General features: G+C 51.4%; 15 protein-coding genes. 12 read left to right on the top strand and 3 right to left on the bottom strand.

What is annotated here, in order from left to right; genetic code table 11:
- The first annotated feature begins 31 nt into the window (after positions 1-31).
- Positions 32-838, top strand: a complete 807-nt coding sequence (locus VEZ38_RS12505) for an MBL fold metallo-hydrolase (protein ID WP_324893831.1) — start codon at positions 32-34, stop codon at positions 836-838.
- A gap of 6 nt (positions 839-844) precedes the next feature.
- Here the strand turns inward: VEZ38_RS12505 and VEZ38_RS12510 are convergent, their stop codons facing one another.
- Positions 845-1,060 carry a hypothetical protein gene (locus VEZ38_RS12510; RefSeq protein ID WP_324893833.1) on the bottom strand — a complete coding sequence of 72 codons (216 nt, stop codon included), beginning with the start codon at positions 1,058-1,060 and terminating at the stop codon, positions 845-847.
- 188 nt (positions 1,061-1,248) lie between these two features.
- On the opposite strand from VEZ38_RS12510, the gene VEZ38_RS12515 reads away from it, so the two are divergent.
- From VEZ38_RS12515 to rlmH, 3 genes are all read left to right on the top strand, one after another.
- The gene (locus VEZ38_RS12515) at positions 1,249-2,508 is read left to right on the top strand and encodes a S1C family serine protease (RefSeq protein ID WP_324893835.1); all 1,260 of its coding nucleotides are present in this window, start codon (positions 1,249-1,251) and stop codon (positions 2,506-2,508) included.
- 29 nt (positions 2,509-2,537) lie between these two features.
- Positions 2,538-2,705: a CxxH/CxxC protein gene (locus VEZ38_RS12520; protein ID WP_324893836.1), complete on the top strand. Its 168-nt coding sequence runs from the start codon at positions 2,538-2,540 to the stop codon at positions 2,703-2,705.
- A 102-nt stretch (positions 2,706-2,807) separates the two neighbouring features.
- Complete coding sequence (gene rlmH / locus VEZ38_RS12525; protein ID WP_324893838.1) at positions 2,808-3,287, top strand: 23S rRNA (pseudouridine(1915)-N(3))-methyltransferase RlmH; 480 nt, start codon at positions 2,808-2,810, stop codon at positions 3,285-3,287.
- A gap of 91 nt (positions 3,288-3,378) precedes the next feature.
- On the opposite strand, the gene VEZ38_RS12530 is transcribed toward rlmH, so the two are convergent.
- A complete protein-coding gene (locus VEZ38_RS12530; RefSeq protein ID WP_324893840.1) occupies positions 3,379-4,257 on the bottom strand; it encodes an aminoglycoside phosphotransferase family protein in 879 nt (292 codons plus the stop codon).
- 1,231 nt (positions 4,258-5,488) lie between these two features.
- Here VEZ38_RS12530 and VEZ38_RS12535 point away from each other — a divergent pair.
- The 5 genes from VEZ38_RS12535 to VEZ38_RS12555 all read left to right on the top strand — a co-directional run bounded on the left by VEZ38_RS12535 (position 5,489) and on the right by VEZ38_RS12555 (position 10,562).
- Positions 5,489-5,737 carry a hypothetical protein gene (locus tag VEZ38_RS12535; RefSeq protein ID WP_324893842.1) on the top strand — a complete coding sequence of 83 codons (249 nt, stop codon included), beginning with the start codon at positions 5,489-5,491 and terminating at the stop codon, positions 5,735-5,737.
- A gap of 506 nt (positions 5,738-6,243) precedes the next feature.
- On the top strand, positions 6,244-6,837 hold the full coding sequence (locus VEZ38_RS12540) for a helix-turn-helix domain-containing protein (RefSeq protein WP_324893844.1): 594 nt from the start codon (positions 6,244-6,246) through the stop codon (positions 6,835-6,837).
- 64 nt (positions 6,838-6,901) lie between these two features.
- Complete coding sequence (locus VEZ38_RS12545) at positions 6,902-8,146, top strand: FAD-dependent monooxygenase (RefSeq protein WP_324893846.1); 1,245 nt, start codon at positions 6,902-6,904, stop codon at positions 8,144-8,146.
- A 168-nt stretch (positions 8,147-8,314) separates the two neighbouring features.
- A complete protein-coding gene (locus VEZ38_RS12550) occupies positions 8,315-9,115 on the top strand; it encodes an alpha/beta hydrolase (protein ID WP_324893860.1) in 801 nt (266 codons plus the stop codon).
- A 4-nt stretch (positions 9,116-9,119) separates the two neighbouring features.
- Positions 9,120-10,562, top strand: a complete 1,443-nt coding sequence (locus tag VEZ38_RS12555) for a PAS domain S-box protein (RefSeq protein WP_324893848.1) — start codon at positions 9,120-9,122, stop codon at positions 10,560-10,562.
- A gap of 51 nt (positions 10,563-10,613) precedes the next feature.
- Here VEZ38_RS12555 and VEZ38_RS12560 read toward each other — a convergent pair whose 3' ends face one another.
- Positions 10,614-11,336 carry a hypothetical protein gene (locus tag VEZ38_RS12560; RefSeq protein WP_324893850.1) on the bottom strand — a complete coding sequence of 241 codons (723 nt, stop codon included), beginning with the start codon at positions 11,334-11,336 and terminating at the stop codon, positions 10,614-10,616.
- A 774-nt stretch (positions 11,337-12,110) separates the two neighbouring features.
- Here VEZ38_RS12560 and VEZ38_RS12565 point away from each other — a divergent pair.
- The 3 genes from VEZ38_RS12565 to VEZ38_RS12575 are packed head-to-tail and all read left to right on the top strand — an operon-like array spanning position 12,111 to position 14,468.
- Positions 12,111-13,679: an SAM-dependent methyltransferase gene (locus VEZ38_RS12565; protein WP_324893852.1), complete on the top strand. Its 1,569-nt coding sequence runs from the start codon at positions 12,111-12,113 to the stop codon at positions 13,677-13,679.
- Positions 13,676-14,032: a nucleotide excision repair endonuclease gene (locus VEZ38_RS12570; RefSeq protein WP_324893854.1), complete on the top strand. Its 357-nt coding sequence runs from the start codon at positions 13,676-13,678 to the stop codon at positions 14,030-14,032. The genes VEZ38_RS12565 and VEZ38_RS12570 overlap by 4 nt, the downstream gene beginning before the upstream one ends.
- A gap of 10 nt (positions 14,033-14,042) precedes the next feature.
- A complete protein-coding gene (locus VEZ38_RS12575) occupies positions 14,043-14,468 on the top strand; it encodes a VOC family protein (protein WP_324893856.1) in 426 nt (141 codons plus the stop codon).
- The last annotated feature ends 182 nt before the right edge of the window (positions 14,469-14,650 follow it).

Raw genomic sequence — 14,650 nt, forward strand, 5'->3', positions numbered from 1 at the left:
TCGCGGCAAGGAACAGGGGAAACCGAAATTTATGAGCATCCGATTTACGATATTATCGAGCGGGTCGACGGGCAACGCTACCCTGATCGAGCACGGCGAATGTAGGGTGCTGCTCGACGCGGGGCTGAGCGCCAAGCGCATCGAACAGCTGCTGCTGGAGCGAGGCGTCGCGCCGGAGGGGCTGCGGTGCATCCTGGTGACGCACGAGCACTCCGACCACGTGAAGGGGCTCGGCGCGATGGCGCGCAAGTATAAACTGCCGGTCTACGCCAACATGAACACGTGGAACGAGCTCGACCGCTCGGTCGGCGATTTGGCCGACGATCAACGCGTCGCCTTCAAGACGGGCGAGGTGCTGTCGTTCGGCGAGTTGTCCGTCGAGTCGTTCCCGATCTCGCATGACGCGGCCGAGCCGGTGGCGTATAACTTCGAGGTCGGCGGCGTGAAGCTGAGCATCGCGACCGATATCGGCTACATGAGCCCCGTCGTGAAGGAGAAGGTCCGGGACGCGGACGTGCTCGTGCTCGAGTCGAATCACGACGTGGAGATGCTGCGCATCGGCCGCTACCCGTGGAACGTAAAACGGCGCATCCTGAGCGACGTCGGCCACTTGTCCAACGACGCGGCCGGCGAGGCGCTGTGCGAGCTCGTCTCGGAGCGGACGAAGCGGGTGTACCTTGCGCATCTGAGCCGGGATCACAACCAGTTGGATTTAGCCAAGCTTACCGTGAATAGTATATTGTGTGAGTCCGGCGTCTCTACGGAGGAGCGGCCGGTGCGTCTCATGGATACGTATTACGATCGCTCTACGGCGTGGGACGACGTAGGAAAGCCGTAACGGCTGCTACAAGCTCTCGGCGGCGTTCGCCGCGATCGCGTCCTCTCGTTCGAGCGCCGCGGCTTTGCGGTGGAACTCGTCCGGCGCGAGAATCCCCTTTTCCACCAAAAGCTCGATCATCGCGCTCAACGCCAGCGTGTTGCGGTAGTTCGCTTCCTTCAGATCGGCGAGCTGCGCCATCGTCTGTACGTGGTCCCATGCGGCGGTGCGGGTCGGTTTCATGGCTGATTCTCCTTTTTTGTCTCCGGTTTGATAGTCTTTCATCCGGTAGATGCTAGATTGTTACTATTGTAGGTAAACAGACGGGAAAACATTCCTCTTATTTTTGTGAACGGCACGATTTTTGGGTATGATGTAAGAAGGAAATCCAAGGGAATGCGTTGCGGGTCGGTCGAGGGGAGGGCGCAGCTTTGAGCTTGTTCGATGATGATTTTTATTCGCCGAAGGTGTCCCCATGGGAAAGAAGACGACTGCGCGCGCAGGGCGACGACAGCGAACGGTGGCCGCTGCGGCGGCGTTGGCCCGCGCTCCGGAGCCCCTGGGCGGTCGGCGGCGGCGCTGCGGCGTTCCTGGCGATCGTGTTGTTGACGGCCGCGCTGTCTCGCGGCGGCGATGCGCCTGCGGAGGCGGTACGCAGCGACGATGTCGCGAGCGGAACGCCGGCGGCCGATATCGGCGTCCAACCGGTCAGCGTAGTGGACATCGTGCAGCGCATGAAGCCGGCGGTCGTCAGCGTCATTAGCTCGCAAGCGTTCGTCTTCGAGGAGGACGGACCGGAGACGGAGCAGGAGACGGGCATCGGCTCCGGCATCGTCTACCGAAAAGAAGGCGGCGTCGCCTGGATCGTGACGAATCACCACGTCATCGACGCGGCGTCCTCGCTCGAGGTTGTGCTGTCGGACGGGAAGCGGCTTGAGGCCGAGCTGGTCGGTTCGGACGCGCTGACGGATCTCGCCGTGCTGACGGTGGATGCGAAGGACGTCGCGGGCGTCGCGGAATTCGGCAATTCCGACGCGCTGCGGGAAGGCGAGGCGGCGATCGCCATCGGCCACCCGTTCGGGCTCGGGTATTCGCCGACGTTCACGCTCGGCATTATTTCGTCGCTGCATCGCGTCATCCCGATCTCGCTCGCGATGGACGGCACGGTGGACTGGGAGATGGAGCTGCTGCAGACCGACGCGGCGATCAATCACGGCAACAGCGGCGGCGCGCTCGTCAATCAGGAGGGCAAGGTCATCGGCATCAATTCGATGAAGGTGGCGCAGCCCGGCGTAGAAGGGCTCGGCTTCGCGATTCCGAGCAATCTGGCCGCGCCGATCATCGCCGAGCTGGAGACGCACGGCAAGGTGCGCCGCCCGTATCTCGGCGTCGCAACGGTCGATCTGGCGCAATACCGGGTAGACGACGAGGAGGAAGACGTCGTGGAGCTGCCCGAGGGCGTGGAGGAAGGCATTATCGTGCTGGAGGCGTACGGTCCGGCGTCGGAAGCGGGGCTTCGCACGAACGACGTCATCGTGGCGCTCGACGGGCGACCGATCGCGAGCACGCTGGAGCTTCGGAAATACTTGTATGAACATAAGAAAATCGGTGACCCGATACGGGTAGACTATTACCGCGAAGGCAACAAGGACACGGTTACGGCAAAGCTCGGCGAGACGCCGGAGCCGTGAGGAACGACGAAGGGGATTGGGTATAACGGATGTATGTAGTTTGCGAAGAGCATCTAGAGCTGGCCTTGGATCGATTCGTCGACGAATACGAGGACGCGCCGGACGTCGTCGACCTGCGGACGACGGCGTTTCCCGCTTGGACGCCGCCTGCGACATGCGACGAGTGCGCTCGAGCGCCGCGTTTTCTTGTCGTGTAGTCGTCGCAGAAACAAATCAGCCCGCGGGGCCGTCTTCGGACGCGCCTGCCGCGGGCTGCTTGCTTTGTCGCTCATTTTCAATTTACGATGGAGGGTTCGCGGATGCATATTCAAATCGTCGCCGTCGGCAAGCTGAAGGAGAAATATCTTGTACAGGGCATTGCGGAATACGCCAAGCGGCTCGCGCCGTACGCGAAGCTGGACATCGTCGAAGTGCCGGACGAGCAGGCACCCGAGTCGATGAGCGCCGCCGACGAGGAGCGCGTGAAGGCGAAGGAAGGCGAGCGGATCCTTGCAAAGCTTCGGCCCGACGCGCATGTCGTCGCGATGGCGATCGACGGTCAGATGTGGACTTCCGAGCAGCTGTCCGCGCACCTCGCCGACCTCGGCACGTACGGCAAGAGCCATGTCGCCTTCGTCATCGGCGGCAGCAACGGCCTCTCCCCGGACGTCCTCCGCCGCGCCGATACGAAGCTGTCGTTCGGCCGGATTACGTATCCGCACCAACTGATTCGGCTCATTGTTGTCGAGCAGGTATATCGAGCATTCAAGATTATGCGGGGGGAACCGTATCACAAATAGCCGAAAGGTTATGGAGCAAGGGAGTCTAAGGCGGAAGCTTGCCCTTGCTGGAAGCGAATGAGTCCGGCTGGGGCGTCGGGAGATCCTTCCCTTATAAACGTTTGTAATCTTGGATGATGGTATCCATTACATACTTTCCCCAGTTCGAAGCCTCCGAGCCCTTCTCATTCCAAGCGTAGGTGATGAGTGCTTTCCACAGGGCCCAGCCGCGTGCGCGATGGACGGTATCCTCATCAAAATTCATGGAATTCAGAAATTTTTCGCGGCTGGAGTCGTCAAAAAAATTCCAGGCCATAACAAGATCACTCGAAGGATCGCCCACGCCCATAGTTCCGAAGTCAATGACGCCGCACAGCCGGCCATTCTTCACGAGCAAATTGCCCACCGCAACGTCGCCATGCAGCCATAGCGGCGCGGCTTGGTATCTAGTTGCAAGGGAAAGGTCCCATATTTCCGTGAGTAACTTTTGGTCATATGGGCCGGAAAGAGTTTCGATGATTGACCTTGTTTCATTATCGTAAACCGAAAGGTTTCCCCCTCGATGAAAGTTCTGGACTCCTGCAGGTATTCCGCGGCTTGCGTCGATCGCCTCTAATTCTTTCAAAAATCTCGCGAGGTCTTCGGCAAATTCGTTAAGATCGAGTATGTTGTCATGTGTGACGGTGTCGCCGTCAATCCAACGGTTAATGGACCAGGGAAGAGGATAATCGTCTGCGGGCTCCCCTTTCGCAATGGGAATCGGAATAGGCAAGGAAAGAAGAGGCCGGAATATAGGCAGCCACGTCAACTCTTTCTCAATAGCCGAGGCGTACCTTTCATGACTCGGTAGACGAACGGTCATCTCGTTGCCTAGCCGATAGGTGCGGTTATCATGGCCGCTTTTATCTACGGGTTTTATATCTAGATTCCTCCACTTGGGGAATTGGCTATCGATTAATCGGCGTACCAGTTCAATCGTAATTTGGATCATTTCCTCACTTCCTTCTGATGTTTATGGATGTAGATTGGCTAAGCGGATACTTCATGATAACCTTTCACCTCATCCATCTCAAAGCATAAAACGGCTATAAAAAAACTTACCGTTACGGACAGCGCGGTGAACCGAATTACAAATAGTGGTAAGGTAAAGGGCGGTGCTACATGGTTTTAAGTACATTTCACAATTCATTACGCAAAGTCGGTTGCTGATAACGCGTAGTCGGACCAATCTACATGACGATGTCCACGTTACCCTTGATCGAAAAAAATGGGCCCCCTTTTTTAATCCAGGGTACATATCATATTAGGGAGTCCAGGGAGGTGAGGATTTGGGAAAAAGAAGGCTTGGATGCCTTAGATTATCAATTTGTACCAGTCGTATACGTATACCGAATCTGTGGATTAATACGAAAAAAATCAAGGTGATTTGCTTTAAACAGCATCACCATTGTAACTGTGAGGCTGTAAAGGAGGGCGGAAGGAAAAGGAGAAAAGACAAGAAAGGAGTCGAAAAAAGGCTAGTTGGATCACGCAAAAGATTTAAACGCCAAAAATCATCACCAATATATCGTAACTCCCCGGGACAGATGGAGTATTACCCTACACCAGTGGAGGAAAATCGACCTCCAATACAGGTTTACTCCAACGTCGATCCAAGCGAACCCAGTGAAGAGCCTTCCTTAAACGACTCGAATGTAGGTAAACCCTTTTGTCACCTTCTTATTAACCTGCCCCCTCGTTATCAATTAACCGCAATGTACACGAAGGGAACGGTCATCCAAGTTAACGAATTGATCAGTATAGATGAAGCATCGGGAGAGGTGAAGTTCACATCTGATCGCAACCAGATTTCTTCCCTTTCATGTACGGACATTGATGGGATTGCTTTAAGAACCCCTGAAAGTTAGGATTTAACAATGAAAGGTAATTGGTACAAAGAACCAACTTTGTATAAATACGCTTTTTCCTTATAACAAAGACGATGTCCCTCCATACAATAAAGTAATCTCCTAGATCAGGAGGTTGGTGCAAACCAACACTTTGTTGTAGGGGGGAATTTTATTTCATTCCTTGTCCTCACTATGAGTACAAGAGACTAGTTTTCAGTTGGAAGGAGGCTGTAAAGAAAAAAACTCTACCGTTGATCGTCGTGTCTTGGGAAGGCGTCAGTCGTTCGGGTGTTCTAAGAGCATTACTTTAAAAAAATTAAGGGAGTGTTTGCTATGACTGGAAACTATGTCGAGAAAAATCGTTTGTGCAAAATGCTGGAGAAGTTGCCTCCGAACTACCCCGTTGGGACGATTTACTTGAACGGACAACCGGTCCAGGTTACCCAATTCTCTAACCTTGATAACGATCTCGGTTACTTCGTTGCGGACGGCCAAGTTGTGGTTCTAGATTGCCACAAGATCGATGGAATTTCCTTCGCTCCAGCCGAAGCGGAAGAAGAAGAGGAAGAGGAAGCTCAATAAATTGGCAATTCTAAGTAGGGAACAAAGCTAAACGTTATCCCCTATTATTCATATAGAGGAGAGGTATATATTTAGTAAATGAAGAAGGCCAGGTAGCGATCATGGGTCCTAGTAAGATCGACGGGTTGTCCTTCGGTGCTTGTCAAGTGGATATGTTTTAGGCTTGGGAGGGCGAGTCTTTACTTAGGATGGGATAAACGTGTTGGCGCAAGCGATCACGACCACCTTGTAGGGCTTGCCCTCCTTTTTTTCCTGTCGTTAACGAAGCCTCTTGGCCGTGGGCCAAACACCCCTTAAACATAAATTTTATAATAGCCTATGCAGGAATCCACTGGGTGGTTACAAGTTACTATGAGCTTGAATTAATTTTTTTGGACCCAGAATCAGCAAGCTGACCTTCTAAGGAATAGTTTGATAAGAGAGTGAGTGAAAAACTGCTTGACAGTAAATCCCAAACCTTATATAACACTAAGTAAGCACTTAACTAATTAAAAGGAAGTAAAACATTGAACAACCACCGGACGAATCGTCAGCAGCAAGCTGAAGAGACCAAAAGCCGATTAATCGATTCCGCGCTCAAGGTTTTTTCTAGTAAAGGCTATACAGCGAGCACGACAAAAGATATCGCCAAGGAAGCAAGGGTAACGGACGGGCTGATTTACCATTACTTCAAATCCAAAGAGGACCTCCTATGGGCGATATTGGAGAAGCATACACTAGTCCACCAGATTCAACGGATGATTGCGGAACTGCGGCCCGATATGGGGATCGAGGACACTGTAGGCCAGTATGTACGTTCTTTATTTCAAATATTGGAAGAGAACAACGATTTGATTGTATTGATATTCGGCGAAGCACAGCGCAACGCGGAAATACTGAGTCGGTTGAGCATGATCGTGAACCAAGGGGCTCGGCCGCTCGCCGGCATTCTCGCCCGGTACGTCAATCAAAAACCGGAGGACCTTCATCTTGCGGTCCGAAACCTTCAATTCAGCGTGGTTCAATACTATTTGATTATTTATCGCTCCCAGAGAGATATGCAAGATCGGGATCGCTATCTTCAGGTTACGAGCCGTCAATTTGTGCAGATACTCAAGTAGTCTTTTTTTACCCGTTTTACTTAGTGAGTGCTTAATAAATAAATAGAAATGGAGGGTCTTAGAAATGAGTACGCAAGTTCAAGCATGGAAAATGAAGAAGCAGGTCGTCGTCGTTGGTGCCGGACCGGGTGGAGTCGTCATGGCTTATTTGTTGGCGCGCAGCGGTGTAGATGTGGTGTTGGTGGAACGTCACACGAAGCTGGATCGGGAGTTTCGGGGGTATTTTTTTCAACCGCTTGTCCTAAAGCTGCTGGATGAGATGGGGCTGCTGACCGGTCTGTTAAAGCGGGATCACCACAAGACGGACTCCTTTCACTTCATTGATCGTAAAAAGGAATTGTTTTCCGTGAACTTTTTTGAGCTGTCGCCGCCTTACAACTATGGATTGCTAATGCATCAGCCTTTGTTTCTTGCGTACCTAATCGAGCAGGCTTCCCGGTTTAAAACCTTTACCTATTTAAGTGGAACGCGAGTGACCGAATTATATAAGGAAAATGGAAGAACGGCCGGTATCAAAGCGCTGCAGGGACAAGAAGAACTGATCATTCGAAGCCAGCTCGTTGTAGGTGCAGACGGAAGGTTCTCGACCATTCGCAAGTTGGCTGGGATCGAAATGGAGCAGGAGACTCATGACTTGGATTTCATCTGGTTTGATTTGCCGGGACAACCGGAAGGGCATGCGGGTCATTTGCAAATTCAAATTGAGCGGGACGGGATGTTGATCTATACTCCCAAAGGCTCCGATCTTACCCAAATCGGATGGGTGATTCCGAAAGGTACGTATACCGAAGTTCGAGCGAGAGGGCTCGATTCCTTGAAACGGCAACTCATGGCGGTTGACCCTCATATTGCTCCTTTGCTGCATCACCTTGTGGATTTCAAGCAAATTTCTGTCCTAGATATCCAAGTCGCGATGGCCGCAGAATGGGTTCAAGACGGGCTTATGCTGATCGGCGACGCCGCCCATATCGCTTCCCCCTTCTCTGGTCAAGGGAACAGCTTGGCTATACAGGATGCCGTGGTGGCGCACGGGGTCATTATGCAGGCCCTCGAACGAGCCGGGACCGAGGTTCTTTCGCAAGAAACGCTTAAGCCCTTAGAGCAATTGCGACGGAGGCCGGTTGAAAAGATCAAGCGGATCCAGCGCATGCAAGCGAAGATGATCACAATCAAAAATCCGCTGCTTGTCGCGTTACGGCGAACGATCCTCCCGATTATTAGGCGCACGCCGATTTTCAGAAGGATGCGTAACACGATCGCCATGGGAACGACTCCGATTTATATCAGATCTCAATATTTTAAACAATAATTATGTTTGATAATCTTTCCTCTTCCATATCGTATGTTGACAATAGGTTCAACAGGAGATACTTTTAATTGGAAAGATGGTAGAAAAAACTTACTGAATCGATAGGAATTACTACTTCGATTTCAATGTATATTAAAGGAGTCGCTCTGTGTGGGTCACAACATCGATATGATAAAGCGAAATGACGTGCAGATCACAGGAACCGGCGAAAAGACCATCGTCTTCGCTCCAGGCTTCGGTTGTGACCAGAGGATGTGGAGGTATGTCACACCGTCTCTTGAAAAGGATTATCGCATTATTACCTTCGATTACGTAGGCGCAGGAAAGACCGACCTTCGATTCTACGACCATACAAGATACCGTCACCTCTCCGGTTATGCCCAGGACGTATTAGAAGTTCTTGCCGCTCTCGAATTGCAAAAAGCGATTTTCGTAGGACACTCCGTCAGCGGCATGATCGGACTTCTTGCTTCTATACAGGATCCCGAGCGCTTTGAAAGTCTAATAATGGTGGGACCTTCCCCGTGTTATCTCAACGATCCTCCGGAATACGCCGGCGGTTACGAGAGGAGCGATCTTGAAGGTCTCATTGAATTGATGGAGAAAAATTATATCCAGTGGGCCAGCCAATTCGCCTCTCTCGTCATGAAAAACGCGGATCGCCCGGAACTTTCCGGGGAATTGGAAGAAAGCTTCTGTTCGACCGATCCGATCATTGCCGGCAACTTTGCAAGGGCGACCTTCTTCTCCGATAACCGTAAAGAGCTTTCGAAGGCGCCGGTTCCGTCGCTTATTTTGCAATGCGCCGAGGATGCGATCGCTCCAACGCAAGTGGGCGAGTATCTCCATCGGTGCATGCCTGGCAGCGAAATCCGATTTATGAAAGCGACGGGGCACTGTCCTCATCTAAGTCATCCGGAAGAAACGCTTGCGCTGATTAAAGACTATCTCTCAAAGCCGTACGAGTAGCCGTATGATTATAGACGCAAATCGGTTGCCATGCGGATTTTTATCGCTGTCTCAAGACGGAGTCATTCAGTCCGTCAATGATAAGCTGCTAGAATGGATCATTGCAGAGCGCAACGATACTGAGGGTCGTCACGTGAATGCAATTCTGACGGAGTCAAGCAAGCTTTTCCACCAAGTATACATATTCCCTATGATGAAGATGCAGGGCAAGGTCGAGGAGATTTACCTTACCTTGAAAGCCGGCGACGGGACGGAAGTGCCTGTCCTTTTAAACGGGAATTGCTGCGTACGGGAAGGAGTCATGGTGAACGATTGGATCCTCGTCAGAATCGTGAACCGACACAGACTCGAACACGAGTACTTACATGCTAAGAAAGCGGCGCAGCAGATCAATCAATCGATCTTCGAATCGGCTAGCGACGCCATGATTTTGGCAAATCAAAACACGAAAATCGTAGCGTGGAACAAAGGGGCGGAAGCGCTCTTTGGCTATACCGAACAGGAAGCCGTCGGACAAGATATGGAGATTCTTGTTCCCGAGCGGCTCAAAGAGACGCACCGTCAAGCTGTGGAACGTCTGCGAGCTACAGGACAGACCATGGCGATCGGACGAATGGTCGAATTGAACGGACTTCGAAAAGACGGGACGGAGTTTCCTGCGGAGATTTCTCTGAACTGTTGGCAAACCGATGGCCAATATTACTGGAGCGCCATCATACGCGATACGACAGAGAGAAAAAGGACCCAGGAGCTGCTGTTGAATTCGGAAAAGCTGAGCATAGCGGGTCAGCTGGCCGCGGGCATCGCCCATGAAATTCGCAACCCTTTAACGGCGATCAAGGGATTTCATCAGTTGATGCAATTAGAGGGGAACGGTAAGTCTTATTATTTTAAAATTTTGACAGATGAAATGAACCGAATCGAACTCATCTTAAACGAGCTATTGCTTCTTGCGAAACCGCAAACAACGCAAGTAAAGCAAGCGGATGTAAGAGCCTTGCTCGAGCAGGTTTGCACGCTTATGGATTCGCAGTTGCATTTGCATAATATTCAAGTGGAAATTAAGTATGAGCGACATGTGCCGAATCTCATTCGGTGCGATGAAAACCAAATGAAGCAAATTTTTATCAATTTCCTTAAGAACGCGATCGAAGCGATGCCGAATGGCGGGCAAGTGACAATACTAGTAGACAATAACGATGAAGATTGCATTCGCTTACGCATTATCGATCAGGGCGTAGGCATTCCCGAAGACAAATTAACGAGAATCGGGGAACCCTTTTATACTACGAAGGAAAAGGGAACCGGATTAGGGTTTATGGTCTGTCGAAAAATCGTTGAAGATCATCACGGAACGTTAAACATCTCGAGTAGAGTGAACGAAGGAACTACGGTTGAGGTGATTTTGCCGATAGGGGAAGCGGACACAAATGGATATTCCCAATGAGCAAGTCACCGAAACTCACCCCACGGGTATTCATGGGGTGAGACTTTTCTCTTACCCGAGCACTTCTTTCCAGACGCCGGCGAGTTCGTGAATGGCATTCCTCCCGTCGCCCGAATAAGATGACCCGTGCATCACCGCCAATACCGAAGGGGCGTAATCCGCCAATTCCCGCAGAATTTTATCTACATGCGGACTGTAGGGAATATAATCGGAAAACGGGCTTTGCTGCATCTCCTGCAACAACTCGCTGCACCGGTCCGACAGGCTGGACGAAGTCAGGGCCTCTACATCGCCGTTTTGATGAAATAAATCGGACGTAAATAAAGTTTTATCCGTCTCCTCGAAAAACAACCCGGCATCCCAACCGTGCGGCACATGCGGCGTTCTCAAATACCGCAGCTTCTTCTTCCCGATGTCGAGAATTTCTTTGTCTTGAAGAATATGGGCGGGGCGAAGGGCAAAGTCGTTCACGTTCACCATTGCTCCAACGATTCCGGTTACGGCTTTCGCCTGCGGGGCGACGGCGAGCCATTCATTCAAGGCGCCGCACTCATCGGATTCGAAATGACTGAATCCGACCCATCTCAATGAAGAAGGGTTTATAAGTTTGCCGACAGCCTCCATTACAACCGGAAACGCTGCTTTATATCCGGCATGGTAAAGCAACGGTTCCTCATCGAGAATTAAGAAATGGTTGAACTGCATACCGGCTTCCGCGCTGAACAAAGAAATCCGGTAGACGTCCGGGGCAATCTCGTCGATTCGCGCCGCCACACACATCCTTCCTTTCCGCTTTTATTTTATATATCTAGCTAACATATTGGATGAAAACCTGACGCACTCATCAGGCTGAAATCCCCCTTGTACCCGCATGTTCCGATACGTTAACGGGTGCAGGATGAATCGAACGGCTTTCTTTGTTTCCGGCTCTTGATTCGCTTCGGTTAGCACGGCATTCACGGCTGCGTCCAGATACTGTTCGATGTTCGACACATTTTCCTTCATAACCTGAATTTCGTCCTCGAGGCGGTACGCTAACCAAACGACGCCCATGGAGACCTCCAAGTAAGGAAATAAATAATTAACGCAAGCTTGAATCCGTTCGCTCCGGTCGGCTTTGCCTGCCCAAAGCTCCGGCGAAGGCGGAATATGTCTTCGAGAGAAATGATCGGTACAGCCCCGAAATAACGCCTCCCGCGTAGGAAAATGCTTTCTAACGCTTGCCACGGATACCCCTGCGTCATTCGCCAACATTTCGATCGAAGTGATCCCTTGCGAATGCAATTTTACCGCCGATTCCAATATGGTCGTTACCGTTTCCTCTTTCGCGCGGGCTCTTCTGCTCGAGTTGTATTTTCGTTTTTTTGTGTTCATGATGCAGCATCCAAACTTTATAAAATGGTATCTTCAAAACCAATTATAGCAAATTAAATAACTCATTTGAATATTAAATAATACAAAGTGTTATTTAATTTATGATTTTGTATTTAGCGTTCCAAGATGATACGCTGAGCATGATGTATAGCCTGAAGAGAGCGGGATCGTGATATGACAGGGAGTAAGAAAGATCGTTACCGCTTCAGCGAAGCGCCGATTTGGGACATTCAGCGGAAATATTACGAAGAGGAAGGTTCGGCGGCGTGGAGCAACGGCCAAGTTCCTCAATATATCACGAGCAATCCGATGATCGCCGCCGCGTATGCGGAGATAATCTTCGCGTTTTTGCAAGATCGGGCCAATCAGGAATATCGCACGGAGCCTGTTTATATTGTGGAGCTTGGCGCCGGAGCGGGACGGCTTGCTTGCCATGTGCTGCATGAGCTGCGCCAGTTGAGGGACTATGCGAGGATCCCGCTGCCGCCGTTTCGTTATATTATGACGGATTTGGCGATGAGCAATGTCGAAGCGTGGAAGGAGCATCCCGCGCTGCAATCTTTTGTTGCGGAAGGGGTGCTGGACTTTGGGCGGTTCGATGCGGAGCAGGATACCGAATTGCACCTCGAAGGTTCGGGCATAACCATCCGCGAGGGGGAGCTGACGCAACCGGTCGTCCTTGTGGCCAATTACTTTTTCGACAGTATTCCGCAAGAATTGATTTATGTGAGCGAAGGGCATATTTATGAGGTTGACGTTGAAATGGAATTTCCCGAACCTCGGGAATCCCTTGCCCGCTCGGAATGGTTACAGCAGGTCGCTTTACGCTATGCGTATCGGCGGGCGCCTGCGTACGAACAGGAAACCTACCCATACCGCGACGTCATAGCCGTGTATCAAGAGCAGCTTGAAGACTCGCATATTTTATTTCCCCGCGCAGGGCTCGCTTGTTTGGAGCGATTGAACCGGCTGTCCCGTGCGGGATTTCTTCTGATCACTGCGGACAAAGGAGACCACTTGCTGGACAGCTGGAAGTTCGCGGAACCGCCGGAGCTGGTGCTGCACGGAAGTTTTTCCTTAACGGCCAACTACCATGCGATTCGGCATGTCTTCGAACAGAAAGGGGCCGAAGCGTTATTTCCGCCGCAGCATTATAAGAACATTAATGTCGGCTGCATTTTCCATGTGGAGCAACCCATGAATTATTCGAATACGAGGCTAGCTTATCGGCGGCGGATCGAGCGCTTCGGTCCGGACGAATTTTTCAGCTTGAAAGAGTGGGTAGACCGCAATCAAGAAAGCATGGGACTGCAGCAATTATTAAGCTTTTGGCGATTGGGCGGGTACGATGCGGAATTTCTCATCCAGCACGCGCAGCGGATCATCAGCCTGCTGCCGGAGGCCAACGACGAAGAAAAGGAGGACGTATCGAGGGGCATACAGCTGATGTGGTCGTCGTACTTCGCGATGGAGCAGCGCGACGACCTGGAGCTTACGGCCGGATTGCTCCTGTTCGAGATGGGGAGGTACGAACAAGCACTACCGTTCTTGGAAATGTCGTCAGGGAAACACCCTGACGACGTCTTATCCAACGTCTATTATTGTCTTGCCATTTGTTGTTTCGAGCTAGCGTTCGAGGAAGAAGCCTTAAGATACGCAAGGAAATTGTTGCAGGTCGAGCCTGGCCATGAGGAGGCATTGGCGTGGCTCGGACGATTCGAAAAAGGGAGTGTTGACATATGATAACCATAACGATTCCGGATCCGGATGTAACCATTTTCAAACAAAAAGCTCCTGAGATGAGCCACATTTACGGCTTTACGGATTTTCACCTGATTACCAGGGAAAAGGGCGGCATCTTCATGTTCTACAACGATAAGGACGAACTGCTTTTCGTCGGGAAGGCTCGGAAGCTGCGACAGCGAATTAAGAAGCATTTCGAAGATACCGTCTCGCCCGTCCGAAATCATAGGGATGAAGTCGCGAAAATAGAGGTATGTACCGTGGAGGACCCCGTGGAGCGGGAGATCTACGAAATTTACATCGCGAACAAGTTCGGAGCGCGGTACAACCCAGATAAATTGCTAAATCAATAAGGCGCGTAACATGACGAGGAAGCTTACCCCGTATATCACTTTAGAGGGACGGGCGAAGGAAGCTATTAGATTCTACGAACAAGCGATCGGTGCAGAAGTGCTCTCCATGGTTACATACGGGGAAATGCCGGGGATGCCCGACACGTTCACTGAGGAACTCAAGGGTTTTGTGGCTCATGCCAGGTTAAAAGTCGGCGACTCGGAGCTCATGCTTTCGGATACGCCGGCAGGCTCCCCGATGGGGGACGGCAAACGGGTTACCATCTGTATCACATCGAATGCGGTAGAGCAATCCAAGCGAATTTTTGAAGCATTGAAGCAAGACGGACAAGTGAACATGCCGTTTAAAGAAGAGTCCTTCAGTCCCGGATTCGGCGATGTAACGGACAAGTTCGGCGTGACGTTCCAAATTTATACGGAAATCGAACAAGAATAACGTTGGAAAAAGGGTCGCCCGCCGATGGTGCGGCCCTTTATTATGTACGCCCAGCATGGGCGTCATCTCTACGGTGAAAGTCCGGAATGGGGGCTGGCAAGCGCCTACCATTAGCCAAGAGCAAGGGTGTCCGTCGCGAGGCGGAATCTGAAGGAAGCTGGAGGCAAAAGCACGGCTCGAGG

It is taken from the genome of Paenibacillus sp. (assembly GCF_035645235.1).
Taxonomy (GTDB): Bacteria; Bacillota; Bacilli; order Paenibacillales; family YIM-B00363; genus Paenibacillus_AE.

Coding starts and splice junctions, on each gene's coding strand:
- VEZ38_RS12565 (WP_324893852.1), top strand. CDS start 12,111: ATGACAGGGAGTAAGAAAGATCGTTACCGCTTCAGCGAAGCGCCGATT.
- VEZ38_RS12550 (WP_324893860.1), top strand. CDS start 8,315: ATGATAAAGCGAAATGACGTGCAGATCACAGGAACCGGCGAAAAGACC.
- VEZ38_RS12530 (WP_324893840.1), bottom strand. CDS start 4,257: ATGATCCAAATTACGATTGAACTGGTACGCCGATTAATCGATAGCCAA.
- VEZ38_RS12545 (WP_324893846.1), top strand. CDS start 6,902: ATGAGTACGCAAGTTCAAGCATGGAAAATGAAGAAGCAGGTCGTCGTC.
- VEZ38_RS12535 (WP_324893842.1), top strand. CDS start 5,489: ATGACTGGAAACTATGTCGAGAAAAATCGTTTGTGCAAAATGCTGGAG.
- VEZ38_RS12510 (WP_324893833.1), bottom strand. CDS start 1,060: ATGAAACCGACCCGCACCGCCGCATGGGACCACGTACAGACGATGGCG.
- VEZ38_RS12555 (WP_324893848.1), top strand. CDS start 9,120: ATGATTATAGACGCAAATCGGTTGCCATGCGGATTTTTATCGCTGTCT.
- VEZ38_RS12570 (WP_324893854.1), top strand. CDS start 13,676: ATGATAACCATAACGATTCCGGATCCGGATGTAACCATTTTCAAACAA.
- VEZ38_RS12505 (WP_324893831.1), top strand. CDS start 32: ATGAGCATCCGATTTACGATATTATCGAGCGGGTCGACGGGCAACGCT.
- VEZ38_RS12575 (WP_324893856.1), top strand. CDS start 14,043: ATGACGAGGAAGCTTACCCCGTATATCACTTTAGAGGGACGGGCGAAG.
- rlmH (WP_324893838.1), top strand. CDS start 2,808: ATGCATATTCAAATCGTCGCCGTCGGCAAGCTGAAGGAGAAATATCTT.
- VEZ38_RS12520 (WP_324893836.1), top strand. CDS start 2,538: ATGTATGTAGTTTGCGAAGAGCATCTAGAGCTGGCCTTGGATCGATTC.